Consider the following 16,051-nt stretch of genomic DNA (forward strand, 5'->3'; position numbering starts at 1 on the left):
CGCCCCTGCGGCCGCCCCGTCCACACAGACAGGGTTCGCTGGTCAGCGTTCCAAGAGGCGTGCCATCCCATTTTGGCACACAACCAACCGGACGAGCGACAAACGCGCCCCGCCAGTAAAGGTTAATGAAACGTTAACGCCAAGCTCTCTAGTGCGAAGCTCTGGCGCGGGCAAGTAAATGTTTCATTTTGGGATTGTGAGGATATTTCCTCGTGTCAGCCCGCCTTGGCCTTGCGCCGCCAGTGGGTCAGCAGGTGTTCGGTATAGCCGTTGGGCTGCTCCCGCCCCCTGAACACCAGATCGCAGGCCGCCTGCCACGCCGGGCCGTCATAGGCGGGCGCCAGAGGACGATAGGCCGGATCGCCCGCGTTCTGACGATCCACCACCACGGCCATGCGCTTCAACGCCTCCAGGACCTCGTCCTCGGTCGTGACGCCGTGGCGCAGCCAGTTGGCCAGATGCTGGCTGGAGATGCGCAGCGTCGCCCGGTCCTCCATCAGGCCCACGTCGTGGATGTCCGGCACCTTGGAGCAGCCCACGCCCTGATCCACCCAGCGCACGACGTAGCCGAGGATGCCCTGGGCGTTGTTGTCCAGTTCCTGCCGGATTTCGTCGGCGCCCGGCGTCGCGATCGCGAACGGCGGGGTCAGCAGGGGCGTCAGGCCGGTCGGCGCGCGCTTGGCGATCTCAACCTGACGCGCCCAGACGTCGACCTCGTGATAATGCAGGGCGTGCAGGGTCGCCGCGGTCGGCGACGGAACCCAGGCCGTCGAGGCGCCCGCGCGCGGGTGGCCCGCCTTGGCCGCCAGCATGTCGCCCATGCGGTCGGGCGCGGCCCACATCCCCTTGCCGATCTGCGCCCGGCCCGACAGGCCCGCCTTCAGGCCGATGTCGACGTTGCGATCCTCATAGGCCTTGATCCAGCCGGTCTCACGCACCGCCTCCTTGCGCACGACGGGACCGCCTTCCATCACCGTGTGGATCTCGTCGCCCGTGCGATCCAGGAAGCCGGTGTTGATGAAGACCACCCGGCCCTTCGCCGCCGCGATGCAGTTCATCAGGTTGACGCTGGTGCGACGCTCCTCATCCATGATGCCCATCTTCAGCGTCAGGGCGGGCAGGCCCAGCATGGTCTCCACCGCGCCGAACAGGTCGTCGGCGAAGGCCACCTCGTCCGAGCCGTGCATCTTGGGCCGCACCACATAGACCGAGCCCGCCGGACTGTTGCGCGCCTCAGCCGGACGGCGCAGGTCATGCAGGCCGATCAGGCCCGTCATGGCGATGTCCAGCAGATGCTCGGGCGTCTCGCGCCCGTGGGCGTCCAGCACGGCGTCGGTCGTCAGGTGCAGACCGACGTTGCGCACCAGCATCAGGCTGCGCCCCTTCAGCGCCAGCGTCGATCCGTCGGGCGCCGTATAGAGGCGGTCCGGGTTCAGCCGCCGCTCGACCGTGCGGCCGTCCTTCTCGAAATCGGCCTGAAGATCGCCGCGCATCAGACCCAGCCAGTTGGCGTAGACCAGCCGCTTGTCCGCCGCATCGACGGCGGCGACGCTGTCCTCGGCGTCGGCGATGGCCGACAGGGCCGCCTCGACGGCGACATCGGCGACGCCCGCCGGGTCGCCCTTGCCGATGCGGTGCGCGCGGTCGATGACGATCTCCAGATGCAGGCCGTTGTGGCGCAGCAGGACGCCCGACGGCGCCGCCGCCTCGCCCGCATGACCGGCGAAGACGGCCGGATCGGCCAGGCCCGTCTCACGCCCGCCGGACAGGTCGACGACCAACCGCCCGTCCTCGACGCGATAGCCGACCGCCTCGGCATGACCGCCCTCAGCCAGCGGCGCGACCAGATCCAGGAAGGCGCGGGCGCGGGCGATGACGCGAGCGCCGCGTTCGACGTCATAGCCGCCCGCCCTGGGCGCCTCGCCCAGCGCATCCGTGCCGTAAAGCGCGTCATACAGGCTGCCCCAGCGTGCATTGGCCGCGTTCAGCAGATAGCGGGCGTTGGTCAGCGGCACGACCAGCTGCGGCCCGGCCAGGGTCGCGATCTCGGGGTCGACGTTCGCCGTCTCGGCCTGCACGCCGTCGCGCTCGGACTCAATATAACCGATCTCACGCAGATAGGCCTGATAGGCCGTCTGATCCGGCTGGCCCGGATACGCCCGGTGCCAGTCGTCCAACTTGCCCTGCAGTTCATCGCGGCGCTCCAGCAGGTCGCGGTTGCGACGGCTGAACTGGGCCAGCAGCCCCTCAACCCCGGCCCAGAAGGCCTCGGCGCTCACGCCCGTGTCCGGCGTCGCCTGATCGCGCACGAAAGCGTCAAGCTCGGCGGCGACCTTCAGGCTGCCGTGGCGGACATAGGCGTCGGCGGGAGTCGTGGGGGCGTCGAACATGGCGGTCTCCTTCAGCCTGAAGACTACGCCCTAATGGCTGCCGCTATCCACGGCGAAGAAAGCGGCTTATCTTTGCAAAATCTGCAATGATGAGAGCCCGCCATGCTGGCCGAGTATGAAATCTTCGTCCGTGCGCTGGAGGAAGGCAGCCTTTCCGCCGCCGCCCGTCGGCTGGACCTGTCGCCCGCCGTGGCCTCGCGCAGGCTGGCGCGGTTGGAGGACCGGCTGGGGGTGCGGCTGATCGAGCGCACCTCGCGCCGCCTGGCCCCGACCGAGGCGGGACGGCTGGTCTATGACCGCGCGGCGCAACTGCTGGAAGGGGTCGAGGATCTGGAGGCTGTGGTGTCGCGCCGCACGACGCAGGCGCGCGGCCTGCTGCGCGTCTCGGCGCCGACCTCGTTCGGGCGGCGACGGCTGGCGCCGCTGCTGCAGCCCTTCCTGGCCGCGCAGCCCCGCCTGACGCTGGAGCTGAACCTGACCGACGCCTTCGTGGACCTGATGGCCGAGGACGTGGACGTGGCGGTGCGGATCGGAAGCTATGAGGCGGCTGACCCGCTGATGCACCGCCTCGCGCCGAACCGGCGGGTGCTGTGCGCCTCCCCCGCCTATCTGGCCGAGCACGGCGCGCCGGAGAGTCTGGACGACCTGCGCCGTCACGCCCAGCTGGCGGCCGAGAACCAGTCGACCTGGCGGCTGGAAGGTCCCGAAGGCGCCGTCGTCTTCCGCGCCCGCAGCCGGGTGCGGACCAACTCAAGCGAAGTGGCGCGCGAACTGGCGCTGGCGGGCGTTGGCATCGCCCTGCGCTCGACATGGGATGTCGGGGACGAACTGCGCGACGGGCGTCTGCAGGTCGTATTGCCGCAATATGCGGGGTCGTCGGACGTGGCGATCTTCGCCCTGACGGCCGGGCGGGCGCGGGCCGAAACCCGCGTCCGCGCCTTTATCGACTTCCTGTCCGGCCTGTATGGCGATGTGCCAGAATGGGACAGGTAGGCCGCCTTACGGCTTCAGCCACCGATCCAGCCACGACGACATCTCATACAGGGCGTGCCCCACCGACTCCCGCGCGCGGTAACCGTGGGCTTCCAGCGGCAGGACGACATAACGCGCCGTCGCGCCATTGCCCTTCAGCGCCGCATAGAAGCGTTCAGTCTGCACCGGGAAGGTGCCCGAGTTGTCGTCCGCCTCGCCGTGGATCAGCAGGATCGGCTCGTTCACCCTGTTGGCGTAGGTGAAGGGCGACATCTCCGTATAGGTCTCGGTCGCCTCCCAATAGGAGCGCTGCTCCGCCTGGAAGCCGAACGGCGTCAGGGTGCGGTTATAGGCGCCCGAACGCGCGATGCCGGTCTTGAACAGGTCGGTGTGGGCCAACAGGTTCGCCGTCATGAAGGCGCCGTAGGAGTGACCGCCGACGGCGATCCGCTCACGGTCCGCCACGCCCAGAGCCACCACGGCGTCGACTGCCGCCTTGGCGCTGGCCGACAGCTGCTCGATATAGGTGTCGTTCGGCTCGGCCCCGTCGCGACCGATGATCGGCATCGTCGGGTTGTCCAGGATGGCGTAGCCCTGGGTCAGCAGGAACAGATGGCTTGATCCCGACGGACGCACGAAGCGGTTGTCGGTGTCCACCACCTGGCCGGCGACGGCCGCGTCGGTGAACTCGGCCGGATAGGCCCACATCAGCAGCGGCAGCGGACCGTCGCGGTCCTTGTCGTAACCCGCGGGCAGATACAGCGTCCCCGACAGCTCCACCCCGTCGTCGCGGGTGTAGGTGATCAGCTGGCGCGTGGCCTCGGCCAGTTGCGGCGCCGGATCGGGGAAGTTGGTCAGTTGGGTGACGCCGCCGTCCAGGTCGCGGATGCGCAGATTGGCCGGATCGACCCGGCTCTCGCGATAGGTGACCAGCTTGCGGCCCGCCTCGTCCAGAACGCCGACGACCGTCTCATATTCACCCTGGGCCGAGCGCCAGACGCGCTCGGTCTCGCCGTTTTCCAGGTCGAGAAGGTCGAGGAAGGGGTAGGCGCCTTCGCGTGTCGCCCCATTCCCCTCAACGAAGACCCTGGAGCCGTCGGCGCTGAAGCGCATGACCGAACGGCCGCGCGCGTTCGGCTCGGTCACCACCGAGCCCGGATCGTTGTAGCGGTCCTGATAGTTGCGATCGACCAGAACGCGGCCCGCGCCGGGGTTCGACGGATCGACCAGGGTGCGGGTCTCGTGCCGGGTGTTGAACCAGCGGCTGTTGACGATGGCGGCGTCGTCGCGGCCCCACGTCGTTCCCGCGTAGCGTTCCTTCAGGTCGGCCAAGGTCTGCACCCGGTCGTTGAAGGGCGCGCGCAGCATGAAGACACGATCGCGCACCTCGGCGGCGTTGCGCGGATCTCCGCCGTCCTGGGCCTCAGCCCAGACCAGGGTGGCGTCAGCGTCGGCCCGCCACTGGACCGCACGCGGACCGGGCGCCACGGCGTCGAACGGCGTCGGCACGTTGTCGCGCAGCGGCAGGTCGGCCACGCGGTGCACCTCGCGGCCGTTCATGTCGGTGACGATGACGTCCGACGGGAAGAGGCTGGCCGGCACGACGTAGGAATAGGGCTTCTTCACCCGCGTCTGCAGGATGTAGCGCCCGTCCGGCGAGGTCGAGACCCCCAGAATGACGCCCGGCTGCCCCACCGAGCGGGCGCGGCCGTTCAGCGACACCACCGTCGGCTGACTGGTGAAATAATAGTCGAACAGAGCCTCGTCGCCGACGTTGGACAGCAGGTCCTGATAGGTCCGCACCGGGGCGGCGCGCCCGCCGGTCTCGGTGATGATCGGGCCTTCCGGCGGATGATCCACGTTCGGGACCACGCCCCGCCCGGCCGGCACCGCCAGAACCAGCAGGCCCGAGGAGTCCGACAGCCAGGAGAAGCCCGACCCCGCCGCGGCGTTGACCATCGGCCCGTTCAGCTTGCGCGCCCTGGCCTGGGCCACGTCGGCCGTCCACAGCTCCAGCCCGTTGGGCGCATTGACCAGGAAGGCCACGGTCTGACCGTTCGGCGCCCAGCTGACGTTGGTCAGGCGCGCATTGGCGGGCAGGCCCGTCACCGGCCGCGCCGCGCCGCCGTCGACCGCCTGGAAGCTGAGGCCCGTCAGCCAGGAGACGCGGCTGTTGGCCGGACCGTTGTTCTTGGGATTGATGCGATAGCCCGCCAGCCGGAGCATCGGCTCGGCCAGTTCGGCGATGGCCGGCAGATTGGCGCGATCGGTCAGCAGCAGGGTCTTGCGGTCCGGGCTAATGCTGACGCCCGGATTGGGCTTGGCGTCCAGAATCTGGGCGATCGGCGCCGGCGGCTGCTGATAGGTCGGCGCGGCGTCCTGGGCGACCGCGACGACCGGCATGGCCAGGGCCGGAACGGCGGCGGCGAGCACAAGGGCGGGCAAGGCCGCCCGCAACAGTCGATGGCGCATGGAGTTTCCCCACTGAGACGAGTCTTAAGCGGCCCTAGGTGTGGAACCCCCGTGATCCGCGGTCAACCGTCAGGCTTGTCATCCTGCCTTCCCCTGCGTCGCGCTTGCCGCTTGCCCCTCTTCCCGGCCCGCTTTAAGGACGGAAGAGACCGCGATATTCATCAGACGGTGAAAAAGGGAGTCCGATGGGCAAGATTTACGCTGACGTGAAGTCCGCGCTGGAGGGGCTGACATTCGACGGCATGACCGTCATGTCCGGCGGCTTCGGCCTGTGCGGCATCCCCGAAAACCTGATCGCGGGTCTGCGCGACACAGGCGTGAAGGGTCTGACCGTCATCTCCAACAACGCAGGCGTGGACGGCTTCGGCCTGGGCCAACTGCTGGAGACGCGTCAGATCGCCAAGATGATCTCGTCCTACGTCGGCGAGAACAAGGAGTTCGAGCGCCAGTATCTGGCCGGCGAACTGCAGCTGGAGTTCAACCCGCAGGGCACCCTGGCCGAGCGCATCCGTGCCGGCGGCGCCGGCATCCCGGCCTTCTTCACCGCCACCGGCGTCGGCACGCTGGTCGCCGAGGGCAAGGAAGAGCGCGCGTTCGACGGCCGCCGCTACATCATGGAGACCGGCCTGATCGCCGACCTGTCCATCGTCAAGGCGTGGAAGGCCGATGAGCGCGGCAACCTCGTCTTCCGCAAGACGGCCCGCAACTTCAACCCGATGATGGCGACCGCCGGCAAGGTGACGGTCGTCGAGGTGGAAGAGATCGTCCCCGTCGGCTCGCTGGACCCCGACCACATCCACACGCCGGGCGTCTATGTCGACCGCCTGATCCAGACCGTGTCCGAAAAGCGCATCGAACAGCGCACCGTTCGTCAAAGGAGCGCCGCATAATGGCCCGCACTCGCGAACAACTGGCCGAACGCGCCGCCAAGGAGCTGCAGGACGGCTTCTATGTGAACCTGGGCATCGGCATCCCGACCCTGGTGGCCAACTACATCCCCGACGGCATGGTCGTGACCCTGCAGTCGGAGAACGGCATGCTGGGCATGGGCCCCTTCCCCTATGAGGGCGAGGAAGATCCCGACCTGATCAACGCCGGCAAGCAGACGATCACCGAAATCCCCGAGAGCGCCTATTTCAGCTCCTCGGACAGCTTCGCCATGATCCGCGGCGGCCACATCAACCTGTCCATCCTGGGCGCCATGGAAGTGGCCCAGAACGGCGACATCGCCAACTGGATGATCCCCGGCAAGCTGGTGAAGGGCATGGGCGGCGCGATGGACCTGGTCGCGGGCGTCAAGCGCGTGGTCGTGGTCATGGAGCACGCCAACAAGCACGGCCAGTCCAAGGTTTTGAAGGAATGTAGTCTGCCGCTGACCGGTACGGGCGTGGTCAGCCGCATCATCACCGACCTGGCGACCTTCGACGTCAAGCCGGACGGCTCGGGCCTCGAACTGATCGAACTGGCCGACGGCGTCACGCTGGACGAGGTCGCGGCCAAGACCGAGGCCGACTACACGGTGGCGGCGAACCTGGGCTGAACCGCCCGCCCTGCCTGAAACGCAAAACCCCGGCGACCGCGAGGCCGCCGGGGTTTTTCATGTCGTCCTTCTCCTCTTGCGGGAGAAGGGTATTTAGTCCCGCATCGCCTGGAAGCCCTGTTGGTCCGTCCACAGGACGATCTGGCGGCTGGCCTCGGCGGTGGCGCGATCGAAGGCGGCGACGATGGCCGACTGGCGGTTCTCGCCCGCGCCCTCGCTGACCGAGATGCGATCCTCGGCCACGATCGAGCGGTCGCCCGGCCGGACCAGGCGCAGCAGCACCACGATGTTGACGTCCGGCACGGCGCCCGGCGCGGCGTAGGCGGCCTCGAACCGCCGCACGTCCACGCTCAGCAGCAGGCCGTCGCGTGTCAGAGGGCCGCTGCTCAGCACCGTGCAGGTTCCGCCGTCCAGGAAGGCATTGCGCAGAGCTTCCTCGAACAGGGTCTCGGCCGGCGACACCCAGCGCGCGCCCTTGATGTAGGCCGCCTCCGCCCCGGTCACGGCCAGCAGGCGATCGCCGCGCGCCGCCTCGGGGAAGTCCACCCTGCGCATGGAGACATGGACGTCCGGGCAGGCCGAGGTCGCCCCCGTCCCGGCGAAGGCCGAGGCCCCGCCGAAGCGATACAGCTGGACCGGGTCCGGCGACGACAGCAGGGCGCAACCGGACAGGGCGCCAGACAGGGCGACCGACGCCGCCGCAATCATCAGTGTGGAACGGATCACGGCTGCACCTCGATTTCCTTGGACGGCGCCTTGGCGATGAAGTCGCGCGGGCTTTCGCGGACATTGTCGATCAGCGACTGCAGCGAGCGCGTCGCCCGATCCAGCTGGCGGATGGTGTCGTTCAACTGCGGCACCGTCTGCGTGCCGAAGTCGCCCAGCGGACCTTCTAGGCCGCTGGCCGAGCGGTTGATCGAGGCGATGGCCGCCTGGGCCTCCTCAGTCGCCTTGTTGATATTGGCGATGGCCTGCCTGCCGTCAGTATCGACCATCTGCCGGGCGCTGGCGCCCAGAGCCTGATATTCGCCGACAGCGGCGTTGGCCTTGGTGATCGTCTCTTCCAGCTGCTGGAACATGCCCTTGCGGGCTTCCAGTTCGGCGGTCAGGGCCTCGACGTTCTTCACGCTGGTCGAGAAGCTGCGGATGTTGTCGTCCGACATGACGCGGTTGATGCGGTTCAGCGCGTCCACCGTCTGGGCCAGCACCGTGCCCGACCCGCTCAGAAGCTCGGCGATGGGGCTGGGCTGGCTCTGGATCACCGGCACGACGTTTTCGGGATACTGCGTCTTCAGCAGAGCGCTATTGGGGTCGCCCGCCGTGATCTGGATGTAGTTCAGGCCCGTGATGCCCTGCGGCTCCAACTGCGCCCGCGACGTCACCCGCACCGGCGTCGTGCCGTTCAGGCGCACGCGGGCGATGACCTGATCCGCCTTCTTGGGATCCAGGTTCAGGTCAGTGACCTCGCCGACGCGAATGCCGTTGAAATGGACTTCCCCGCCTTCGGACAGGCCGCGCACGGGTCCGTAGAAGACGATGTCATAGACATCGTAGTCCTTGTTGAACTGCAGCCGCGCCAGCCAGATCGTGAACACGGCCAAGGCCACCAGAAGGGCGACGGTGGCGATGCCGACGGCGGCGTAATGAGCGTCTCTTTCCATCGTTTCGCGCCCTCCTCAGGCCGCGGTCTTGTGGGCGGCGCGTCCGCGCGGCCCCAGGAAGTATTCCTTGATCCAGGGGTGGTCCGAGCGTTCCAGCTCAGCGACCGGCGCCTTGGCCACCACATGCTTGTCCGCCAGAACGGCCACTTCGTCACAGATGGCGTAAAGGCTGTCGAGGTCGTGGGTGATCATGAAGACGGTCAGCCCCAGGTCATCCGAAAGCTGACGGATCAGATCGTCGAACGCCGCCGCCCCGATGGGGTCCAGCCCCGCCGTCGGCTCGTCCAGGAAAACCAGTTCGGGGTCCAGCGCCAGGGCGCGGGCCAGGCCGACGCGCTTGCGCATCCCGCCCGACAGCTCCGCAGGCTTCAGATAGAGGGCCTCTGGCTTCAGACCGACCATGGCCACCTTCATCTCCGCCAGTTCGCGGATCGTGCTCTTGGGCAGTTTCGTGTGCTCGACCAGGGGCGAGGCGACATTGTCCAGCACCGTCAGGGCGGAGAACAGGGCTCCCTGCTGGAACAGCACCCCGGTGCGGCGCTCGACGGCGGCCGCCTCTTCCTTGGTCATGGCGCTGCGGTCCTGGCCGAACAGGCGCACCTCCCCGCCCTCCGGCTCCTTCAGGCCGATGATGGAGTTCAACAGCACCGTCTTGCCGGTACCGGAGCCGCCGACGACGCCCAGCACCTCGCCGCGCATCACGTCCAGGTCGAGGTCCTGATGGATGACCCGGGCGCCGAACTGGCTGAGCAGGCCCCGCACCTGGATCAGGGCCTCGCCGTCGTCGGGTTTGCGCGTCTCGCCCGTCATATGTTCAACTCGATGAAGATCAGGGCGAAGACGGCGTCCAGCAGGATGATGGCGAAGATGGCCTGCACCACCGCCGCCGTCACCCGACGGCCCAGGCTCTCGACGTCGCCCGCCACGGCCATGCCCTGACGACAGCCGATGGCCGCGACCACCAGGGCGAAGACCGGCGCCTTGATCAGGCCCACCATCATGTGGGTCGGCATGTAGCCGTCCTCGACCAGCCGCTGGAAGAAGAAGACGGGGCCCAGGTTCAGCTGACTCCACGACACCATGACCCCGCCCAGCAACCCGCCCACCATGGCCAGGAAGGTCAGCAGGGGCAGCATGACCAGAAGCGCCGCCAGACGCGGGATCACCAGGGCCTGGAACGGATCGACGCCCATCACCCGCATGGCGTCCACCTCCTGCGTCATGCGCATGGAGCCGATCTCGGCGGCGAAGGACGAGGCCGAGCGGCCCGCCAGCAGAACGGCGGTGATCACCACCGCGAACTCGCGGAAGACGGCCACGCCGATCAACTGCACGGAGAACACCCCCGCCCCGAACTGGGTCAGCAGGTCCACGCCGATGAAGGCCACCACCGCGCCGATGAAAAAGTTGGTCACCACCACGATCGGGATGGCGTCCAGGCCGGTGCGCTCGGCCTGGCTGAACCAGGCGGCCCAACGGATGCGGCCGGGGTTCCTCAGGGCCGTCACCACGGCGGCCATCAACCGGCCCAGGAAAGCCAGGGACAGCATGGCCTCGGCGCCGAAGTCATAGACCCCGCGCCCGACCTTGGCGAAGCCGCGCGTCATCGAGGCCGAACGGCGCGGCGGCTCGGCCGTCATGCAGTCGAGCTTGGCCACCATGCGGTAAAGACGCCCCGCCTCGGGCCGGGCCGACCAGGCGGTTTCGGGAATGGGACGGCTCATCGCCTGAGCCACGGCCAGGGCGCCGGCGGTGTCGAAGCGGCCCAGGTCCTCCAGATCAAGCGCCGTCACCGGCCGGCCGTCCAGCTCGGCCTTCAGCCGATCGCCCAGGCGGCCCACGGACACCGTCGACCAGTCGCCGGCCAGCCGCAGTCGCGCCTGGCCGTCCTGATGCTCGTCAATCTGGAAGTCCGCCCGATTCATGAGTCCGACACTGACACAGGCCCGCCTGCACGCATACGGCGGTTAAAGCTATGCTTTTCGCGCCGCGTCAACGACGGATGACAAACCTCGATCTCTTCCGGCTTTGCTGGGCGCAAGCCAAGCCCTCCCGTCACGGCGCAGCTTTGTGAACGTCGTCGGGCGATTTTCGTTCAGCGCCGCCGGAAGGCGAAAGACCTATCTCAGATAGTCCAGAAGGGAGACCTGCCGCAGCTGGCTGATCACCTGGGCCGACGCCTGCAGGGCGATCTGGGCCATCTCCAGTTCGACCACCGCCTCAGCCAGGTTGGCGTCGGTCTTGCCGGCCAAAATGGTGTCCACGGAGATCTTCCGCGTCTCCTGGGATTCCAGCAGGCGATCCACGCGGTTCTGCATCCCGCCGTTGGCGGCTTGCAGCTCCACCATGCCCTTGGCCGCCGCTTCGAAGCGGCCCATCTGCGTGGTCAGGAAAGCCTTCTGGGCGTCCGTCATCTGCCCCTCCAGCGGCGCCGCCTCATGCGCCAGCTGGATGTCGCGGAAGATGGCGAACAGCTCCGTTCCCATGGCGTCCGCCAGGAAGCCCGTGTCCATCGATACGTTCTCGTCCAGCCAGGACGACTGCTTCAGCTGATCGTTGCGGAAGGCCGCGCCTTCGTCAGGCAGGGCCGCCAGCTTGGCCATCATGGTCGCGCCCGGCTGGCCGGGAATCTCGGGCAAGTCCACCGGCGCGCGGTCGATGACGCCGCCGCCGAACAGATATTTGCCCTGATGCTTCATGTTCAGCCCGTCCTGGGCCTCGGCGAACAGGCTTTCCAGCGAGCCCATCAGCGCATCCATCCGCCCGGCGGCGATGGCGTCGGCGATCGCCTGGCGCGCGGCGGTCGCGGCGTCGGCGACACGCTCCATGGCCAGGTCCTGGGTCTCCAGCCGGGCGGCCACGGCCTTGTTGGTGTCGATGAAGGTCTGAATGCGGGTCTGGCTGGACTTCAGCGCGCTGACCGTCTCCGAACCGCGCCCGAAGCCCACCAGATCGGTGGCGTTCTTCTGCGTGTTGACCTTCTTCTGGGCGGCGTCGGCCCGCGACTGGGCCGACATCAGATCCAGCAGGGCCGACTGATAGTTTCCGTAGGTCGAAACGCGGGTCATCGCACCATTCCCAGCAGGATGTCGTACATGTCCTTGGCGGCCTGGACCATGCGGGCGGAAGCGTTAAAGGCTTGCTGATAGGTGGTCATCAGCACCAGCTCCTCGTCCAGGTTGACGCCTTCGACGGAGACGCGGCGCGCCGTCGCCTCCTTGGCCAGGGCCGTGGCGCTGGCGGCGTTATTCTTGGCCATGGCGGCCCGGCTGCCGATCTCGCCTGACATTTCCGACGCATAGCGCGACAGCGACATGGAGCCGCCCGCCGCCCCGCCGGCCGCCGAGAAGGAGGCCGCATTCTCGCCGGCGCTCGCCAACAGCCGCGCCCCGCGCGCGTCGTTCTTGCTGACCACGGCCGCGCCGACCCCGGCCGCAGAATCGGCCTGGGCGAAGGCCATGAGGGCCGGGTCGCGCGCGATATCGGCCCTGACCGAGAAGGCGTCCGCCCGCGAGGCGCGCGCGCCGCCCAGGCCGAACAGCTCGCTCATCGACACGCCCGACGGAACCTGGGTCGTGCGGTCCTGCAGCACCGACAGGGTCGCGCCCGATCCGGGGCGCGGCGTGAACGTCATCTCGCCCGCCGCACTGAGGCTGAACGTCCCCATCCGCCCGGCGCCCGTCATCGGATCGTTGAGCGCGGCCAGCAGGCTGGTCATGTCGCCGCCGGCCGGGACCGCCACCTCGATGTCCCGCAGCTTGGCGCCCGCCGCGTCGCTGAAGCGGAAGGTGATGGCGTCGCCCGGCGTGAAGCCGTGCTGCGACGCCCCCGTCATGCCGGTTTCATAGATCGTCGGCTGCTCGCTGGCGATCAGGTCGTTCAGGCCGAAGAAGTGCGAGAAGCCCCGTCCGCCCTTGTTCGAAGACGCGGCCGGATCGTCGACCACCACCACGCCCGTGCCGGCCGCGCCTTCGATCTTCAGCCGTCCGTCGACGAAGCTGGCGCTGCCGTTGGCGCCCAGTTGGGCGTTCAGATCGGCCAGGAAGGTCGCCGGGTTCAACGTCGCCAGATCCAGATCGACTTTCTGCACGACGACGCCCTGGTCGTCGGTGATGACGATGGAGGTCCGGCCGGTGAAGCCCTGCAAGGCGGTCTCCAGCGACTGCCCCACGTTGCGGCCGGTCAAACTGTTCGGCGGCGGCGCGGCCGAGGAGGCGTTGTGCGCCCGGTTCAGTTCGTCGGCCAGGCGCGACATCAGTTCGGCCAAACGCTCCGCCGTCGCCGGGGCCTCGCCGTCGCGCAGTTCCAGCAGGCCCTTGATCTCGCCCGAGCTCAGCCCCTCGGCCAGGGAGCGCGCCTTTCCGGCGGGCGGTTCGATGACCATGACCTCATTGAACACCGTCTCGGCCGAGACGGCGCCGGCGCGCACATAGTCCAGCTTGGCCGCCCCCTGCCCCGCCAGCAGGATGCCGGCGCCGGTGCGGATCTCCACCCCGCCGACGGCCCGGCCGGTGATCCGCACATCCATCAGGGTGGACAACTGGTCAATCAAGGCCGCCTGGGCCGTCTGGGCGCCCGAGGAGTCGGCGTTGACCACCGTGGCCTTGGCGATCTCGACGTTCAGCTTCTCGATCTGCTCCAGCAGGCTGTTGGCCGTTTCCACCGCGCTCTTGATGCGGGCGTCGGCGTCTTCGCGCACAGACTGGATCTGGGCGTTGATGCGGGCGGCTTCGTCAAACAGGCCCTGCGTCTTCCAGATGGCCTCCTGGCGCGCGGGACCGGACGTCGCGTCCTGAGCCGAGGCCGCGAAGGCGGCGAAGACACTGTCGATTTGCGAGAAGAAGCCGCTGTTCGCGCCGGGATCGCCGAACATCGACTGGATGCGGTCATACAGCTCATAGCGTACCGTCTGGCGCCCGGCGTCGGCGCTGGCGTTCAGGCTGGCGGCCTGCAGGAAGCGATCGGTGGCCAGGCGGATGCGGGCGATCTCCACCCCCGCCCCGACGCCCTGGCTGGCCCAGGACTGCTGGTCGGCGATCTTGCGGACATAGCCGGGCGTGTTGACGTTGGAGACGTTGTCCGAGACCACCCGCAGCTGCGTCTGGGCCGCATTCATGCCCGAGGTGGCGATGTTCATGATCGAGTTGAGGGACATCAGACGTCTCCCACGCCCAGACGTATGCGCCCGCTCGGCAAGCCTTGCAGGCGAGCGTGCAGATCTTGCCCGGCGAATTGAGCAGGTCTTCTGACCATCTCTTTGATTTTCCTCGACATCGGCGTTCAGCCCCTGTGCATTCGAAGACAGAGGAGGCAAGCGGCGGGCCAAATCCGCAGGCGCCGCCCGCGCCCGGCAAAAAGCGACAGGCGCGGCAAGAAGCGCCCGGCTTCACACGTCGGCGTCAGTGACGAGAAATCCATAAATATCTATACAATCCAATACCTTGAATTGAACGCCTGCGCTTGGCCCGGCGTTTGCGGAGGCTCTGCCGAATGACCCAGGCGCAGCAGGCGCCGCCCTCACCGACCGAAAGCGCCTGCCGTCCGCATGTCCGCCGTCAGCCTCCTGTCCGTTCTGACGCCCGCCGCCCCCGCCGGCGCGAGCCTCGACGCCTCCGCCGTGGCGGCGACGGACAGCGCCGTCTTCGCAGGCCTGATGCTCAAGGAGGACGCGCCGACGGCCGCCCCGACCGCTCGAACGGCTGAAGGTCTCGAGATCATCGTCGCCGCCGAGCCCGCCAGGGACGACGCCGCCGTCGCCCCGGCCCCGCCCGTCTGGTTTGCGCCTCCGCCGACGCCGCAACCGGAGCCGCTCGAGCCCGCCGCCGCCCCCTCTTCGCCCGCGCCTGAGACGAACGCCGCCCCGGCCGTCGCCGAATTGGCGGCGGAGCCTCCCGCCGTCGGCGCGACGACGCCCGCCCCGCAGGCCGATCATGAGGCTGCGGAACCGGTCCCGACCTTCGACCGTCTCGCACAAGCCGGCGCCCCGACCGATCTCTCCGGAACCGCTCCCTCGGCCGAGGCCGTCGCTCCGCCCGCGCCTTCCGCAACCCTCGTCACGGCCGCAGATGCGGCCAAGGCCGCCGCCCCGGCGCCCGTCGTCCCCCTCAAGGCGGCGATTCCAGCCGCCTCTGCGCAGACCGACGCTCCGCCTGAGGCCTCGGCCGCTGAAGGCGAGAACGAGGGCGACGCCCCGGCGCCCCCGCGACCGACGCCGCCCGCCCTTCCGGCTCAGACGGCCGCCCTGCAGACCCTGACCGGCGTCCGATCGGGCGCGGGCGAGCGCCTGGCCTCGGCCAGGGACGCGCTTCAGGCGGCGATGACGGCGACGGATGAAGCCGAAACCTCCGCCTCCGCCCGCCTCGCTCCATCCGACGCACCCACGGATGCCGACGGCGCAACCGCGTCCGCCGCCCGCCCGGCCGTCGCTCCGGCGCCCGTCGTGGCGGTTTCCGCGTCTTCGCCGGCGGCTCCGTCTCCTGAGGCCGATCCCGCCGCCGCGCCCCCGCCCCCTGCGGAGGCCCCCGCGCCCCAGGCGCCGGGCGCGCACCGCGACCTGGGCCTGTCCCAGCTGTCGCGCGCCACGGTCGAGACCACGGCCCAGATCGCCGCCCAGATCATCCGAAAACTGGACGGCCGCTCGACCCGCTTCGACATGGCCCTGACGCCCGAGGGCCTCGGCCGGGTCGACGTCAGCCTGGAGATCGAATCCGACGGCCAGGTCACGGCCCGCCTGGCCTTCGACAATCCGGCGGCGGCGGCCGACCTGCGCGCCCGCGCTGACGAACTGCGCCGCCAGCTCCTGGATGCTGGCCTGCAGGTGTCGCCCGACGATCTGGAGTTCGCCGAGCGCGACCCGTCCTCCGGCTTCGGCGAGGGCGCCTTTGAACGCCAGCCTGACCGTCGCGCCTTCGCCGGCGCGGCCCGCCTGGCCGCCGAGGCCGACGCCGCCGTTCCGCCGCCGGGCGCATGGACATCCCTTTCCCTGACGCCTGATCGCGTCGATCTGAAGGTCTGAC

The 16,051-nt window shown here is 68.8% G+C and carries 12 protein-coding genes; 4 read left to right on the forward strand and 8 right to left on the reverse strand.

The window, feature by feature from the left end; translation table 11 throughout:
- Window positions 1–215 precede the first annotated feature (215 nt).
- Window positions 216–2,390 carry a malate synthase G gene (locus tag AC52GN_RS10415; RefSeq protein ID WP_496527000.1) on the reverse strand — a complete coding sequence of 725 codons (2,175 nt, stop codon included), beginning with the start codon at window positions 2,388–2,390 and terminating at the stop codon, window positions 216–218.
- 102 nt (window positions 2,391–2,492) lie between these two features.
- Between AC52GN_RS10415 and AC52GN_RS10420 the strand changes: the two genes are divergently transcribed.
- Window positions 2,493–3,383, forward strand: a complete 891-nt coding sequence (locus AC52GN_RS10420; protein WP_496527001.1) for a LysR family transcriptional regulator — start codon at window positions 2,493–2,495, stop codon at window positions 3,381–3,383.
- A 6-nt stretch (window positions 3,384–3,389) separates the two neighbouring features.
- Here AC52GN_RS10420 and AC52GN_RS10425 read toward each other — a convergent pair whose 3' ends face one another.
- Window positions 3,390–5,834, reverse strand: coding sequence for a S9 family peptidase (locus AC52GN_RS10425; RefSeq protein ID WP_425543245.1), 2,445 nt, complete (start codon window positions 5,832–5,834; stop codon window positions 3,390–3,392).
- Between the two features lie 185 nt (window positions 5,835–6,019).
- Here AC52GN_RS10425 and AC52GN_RS10430 point away from each other — a divergent pair, with 185 nt between their 5' ends.
- Complete coding sequence (locus tag AC52GN_RS10430; protein WP_346487396.1) at window positions 6,020–6,724, forward strand: CoA transferase subunit A; 705 nt, start codon at window positions 6,020–6,022, stop codon at window positions 6,722–6,724.
- Window positions 6,724–7,374 (forward strand): 3-oxoacid CoA-transferase subunit B, encoded by a 651-nt coding sequence (locus AC52GN_RS10435; protein WP_346487395.1) that lies wholly within the window; start codon window positions 6,724–6,726, stop codon window positions 7,372–7,374. The genes AC52GN_RS10430 and AC52GN_RS10435 overlap by 1 nt, the downstream gene beginning before the upstream one ends.
- A 93-nt stretch (window positions 7,375–7,467) precedes the next feature.
- On the opposite strand, the gene AC52GN_RS10440 is transcribed toward AC52GN_RS10435, so the two are convergent.
- The 6 genes from AC52GN_RS10440 to flgK form a co-directional block, all read right to left on the reverse strand.
- Window positions 7,468–8,100, reverse strand: a complete 633-nt coding sequence (locus tag AC52GN_RS10440; protein WP_291776530.1) for an ABC-type transport auxiliary lipoprotein family protein — start codon at window positions 8,098–8,100, stop codon at window positions 7,468–7,470.
- Window positions 8,097–9,035, reverse strand: a complete 939-nt coding sequence (locus AC52GN_RS10445; protein ID WP_291776532.1) for an MlaD family protein — start codon at window positions 9,033–9,035, stop codon at window positions 8,097–8,099. Before AC52GN_RS10445 ends, AC52GN_RS10440 begins: the two co-directional genes overlap by 4 nt.
- 15 nt (window positions 9,036–9,050) lie before the next feature.
- The gene (locus AC52GN_RS10450; RefSeq protein WP_496527002.1) at window positions 9,051–9,845 is read right to left on the reverse strand and encodes an ABC transporter ATP-binding protein; all 795 of its coding nucleotides are present in this window, start codon (window positions 9,843–9,845) and stop codon (window positions 9,051–9,053) included.
- A complete protein-coding gene (locus AC52GN_RS10455) occupies window positions 9,842–10,960 on the reverse strand; it encodes an ABC transporter permease (protein WP_291776536.1) in 1,119 nt (372 codons plus the stop codon). Before AC52GN_RS10455 ends, AC52GN_RS10450 begins: the two co-directional genes overlap by 4 nt.
- Before the next feature lie 195 nt (window positions 10,961–11,155).
- Complete coding sequence (locus AC52GN_RS10460; protein ID WP_496527003.1) at window positions 11,156–12,103, reverse strand: flagellin; 948 nt, start codon at window positions 12,101–12,103, stop codon at window positions 11,156–11,158.
- Window positions 12,100–14,190 (reverse strand): flagellar hook-associated protein FlgK, encoded by a 2,091-nt coding sequence (gene flgK, locus AC52GN_RS10465; RefSeq protein WP_496527004.1) that lies wholly within the window; start codon window positions 14,188–14,190, stop codon window positions 12,100–12,102. Before flgK ends, AC52GN_RS10460 begins: the two co-directional genes overlap by 4 nt.
- A 390-nt stretch (window positions 14,191–14,580) precedes the next feature.
- Here flgK and AC52GN_RS10470 point away from each other — a divergent pair, with 390 nt between their 5' ends.
- The gene (locus AC52GN_RS10470; protein ID WP_496527005.1) at window positions 14,581–16,050 is read left to right on the forward strand and encodes a flagellar hook-length control protein FliK; all 1,470 of its coding nucleotides are present in this window, start codon (window positions 14,581–14,583) and stop codon (window positions 16,048–16,050) included.
- Window position 16,051 lies beyond the last annotated feature (1 nt).

Source organism: Brevundimonas sp. SS2672 (genome assembly GCF_059579685.1).